Annotated in this window: 4 protein-coding genes; all 4 read left to right on the forward strand. The window is 65.8% G+C overall.

The genetic code is table 11. From position 1 onward, the window contains the following. Window positions 1–1,445: hypothetical protein (locus tag KIH73_RS10660; protein ID WP_219083341.1), on the forward strand; the 1,445-nt coding region annotated here is incomplete at its 5' end. Beyond that, the gene (locus KIH73_RS10665; protein ID WP_219083343.1) at window positions 1,442–2,092 is read left to right on the forward strand and encodes a hypothetical protein; all 651 of its coding nucleotides are present in this window, start codon (window positions 1,442–1,444) and stop codon (window positions 2,090–2,092) included. The genes KIH73_RS10660 and KIH73_RS10665, both read left to right, overlap by 4 nt. A 22-nt stretch (window positions 2,093–2,114) precedes the next feature. Then, window positions 2,115–2,471, forward strand: coding sequence for a phage holin family protein (locus KIH73_RS10670; protein WP_219083345.1), 357 nt, complete (start codon window positions 2,115–2,117; stop codon window positions 2,469–2,471). Further along, the coding region (locus KIH73_RS10675; protein ID WP_236022734.1) for an N-acetylmuramoyl-L-alanine amidase at window positions 2,471–2,769 on the forward strand (299 nt) is incomplete at its 3' end. The genes KIH73_RS10670 and KIH73_RS10675, both read left to right, overlap by 1 nt.

Consider the following 2,769-nt stretch of genomic DNA (forward strand, 5'->3'; position numbering starts at 1 on the left):
TCAACAACGCTGCCGACGACACCGCCGTGCTGACCGGTCTGAGCATCCAATGGGGCACGGACTCGCCCGACACGCAGCCCGACCCCGGCGTGTGCGCGTTCACGCTGCGCGACCGCACCGGCGTGCTCGCCGGCGACTTCGTCAGACTCTCGGGCGCGCGCCTGGTCCTGCGCATCAACGAGCAGCCCACATGGGACGACATCACCCAGTTCGGCGCGTACGACGACTGCACGTTCCCCTGGTCGCAGCTCGCGCCGCGCTGGGACCCGCCCATCGATGGCGGGCGCACCCACATGATCTACGACGGGATCATCAGCACGGGCGGCACCATCCGCCGCGAGAAAACCTACTGGATGCTCGACCTGACCGCCACCAGCCGCATGGTCCTGTGGAAGCGCATGGCCCGCCAGGGCCCCACCTCGAGCGACCCGAAACTCGCCGGCATGCACTGGACCGGCACCCCGCAGCAGCGCCTGGACGAGCTCAACGCCAGGGCCGGCCAAGCCGACGCCCCCCTGGCCGACACCGACGGGCTCGACCTGCCCGCGTCGGTCGCCCCGTACGACACGGACACCTACCCGACCCAGCTCGAACTCCTGCAACGCCTCTACGCTCACTCCCCACGACGTCCCATCTGGCACGAGGACATGAGCGGCCAGACCGTCGCCATCGGCCACACCGACCTCGCCGTACCGACCGGCGTCATACTCGACGCCGGAGCCGCCGCGTACACCACGGACGGCACGACCGCACGCCCCGCCATACCCGCGGACGACATCCAGACCGACGACGAATACACGCTGACCATCACCGAACCATGGACCCAGGCGACCGTGCAGGGCAAAAAGGCCACGGACGGCGACACCATCCAGTTCGACGACTCCGAGACCTCGTACACCGCGCCCGACCTGCCCCAACAGCTCCAGACGCTGCAGAAGACCATCACGCTCGACAGCGACGCGATCCTCGACAGCGACACCACGGCCTACCCGGCCACCACCATCAGCGCGACCGACCACGACCGCATGGAGGCATGGATCACCGCGCTCGACACCATCGCCGCGCCCGAGACCGTGATATTCGACAGCCGGCGCATCGACCCCTACACCATGCCATGGCTCTACCGCTGCCAGCCCAGCGGCCCCATCTTCGCCGACGGCCCCGTGTTCGCCGACCTCACCCACCAGGACGGCACGCCCACCGCGTCAAGCGTGTGGACCACCATCGGCGGCACCCTCACCTACCAGTGGGTCGACGGCGACCCCGTGCTCCGCAGCGAATGCACCGTCGTGCCCATGCCCGGCATGGGCTTCAACCCGCCCACATGGGACATGATCGCCGACTGGCCGGCCGCATGGGACCAGGTGCCACTCACCTGGGCGCAGATGAAGCTCGTGGCCCAATACCTATCCACCGACCTATCCACGGAAAGCGAGGAAACATGACGGCACAGACCAGCAGATACAAGCTGACCTATCCGACCGGCAGCGACCTGGTATCGGCCGCGCCGAGCCAGTTGCAGACCATGGCCGAGAGCATCGAGTCGGCTCTCGGCATGGTGGACGACCGCCAGACGGACGAGGCCGTCAAGCCCGTGGTCCGTCCGACGCTGGCCCAGCTCGCCGACGTTGCGGGAGTGGCCGGACAGACCGGATACGTGACCGCCGACACCACGACGGCCAACAACGGGCCGTACTACTACAACGGCGCGGCATGGGTGAAATACGCTGACCAGCCCACCATCGACGACCTGCTCCAGCCCGTCACGCTGCAGTTCTCGCACGTCGACTACGACATCCAGTACTCGGCCTACAAGGCCGGCCGCCTGGTCATGTGTTTCGTCAAGGCAACACGAACCGGCGGCTCATGGGACATGTCCGCCTGGACCGCCACGCAGATATGCGCGATACCCGACGAGCTGAGACCGGCCGTGTACGACATCAACTTCCCCGGAGTCGACAACACCGCCACGGCGGCCCCCGTGACCGGATTCATATTGGGTGCCAGCAGCATATCGCTGCGCGCCTACCGCGCCGTGCAGCACTTCAAGGGCGCGTGGACCCACGGCCTGCTCACATGGGTCACCAAATAACGACAACCGAAAGGACCACAGCATGCAGAAAACGGAAATCGCCGCGCTCGTCATCGTCGCCATCATTATCCTGCTCGACTGGGTGACCGGCCTGCTCAAGGCCGCGATGCAGCACGACATCAGCAGCACCAAGATGCGTGAGGGCCTCTACCACAAAAGCGCGTTCATTCTGGTCATGTTCCTCGCCGAAATCATCGAGCACGCCCAGGGCGTCATCGACCTCGGGTTCACTGTGCCTATCGTCGTGCCGGCTGCCGTGTACATCACCGTCACCGAGGTATCCAGCGTCATCGAAAACCTGGGCGAGATTAACCCTGAGCTACAGAACAGCCGCCTGCTCAACCTGTTCCGTAGCGACAAGGAACCGGAGGCCGAGTGATGGAAGGCATCATCTGGAAGGGCTCACCCAACCACTACAACGGGCGCAACGGATACCAGGTCGACCACATCACCCTGCACATCATGGTCGGCTATCTCGCCGGCACCGACGCGACCTTCGCCAAGGCGTCAAGCCAGGCGTCCGCCCACTACGGCATTGGCGCCGACGGCACCATCCACCAGTACGTCGACGAGGCCGACGGCAGCTACAGCGACGCTAACTATACGAGCAACAACAGCACCATCAGCATCGAGCACGAGGGCGGCATGGCCCAGGGCGCCGTGTGCACCAGCGCATG

Origin of the sequence: Bifidobacterium phasiani (assembly GCF_019331775.1) — a bacterium.
Lineage (GTDB): Bacteria > Actinomycetota > Actinomycetes > Actinomycetales > Bifidobacteriaceae > Bifidobacterium > Bifidobacterium phasiani.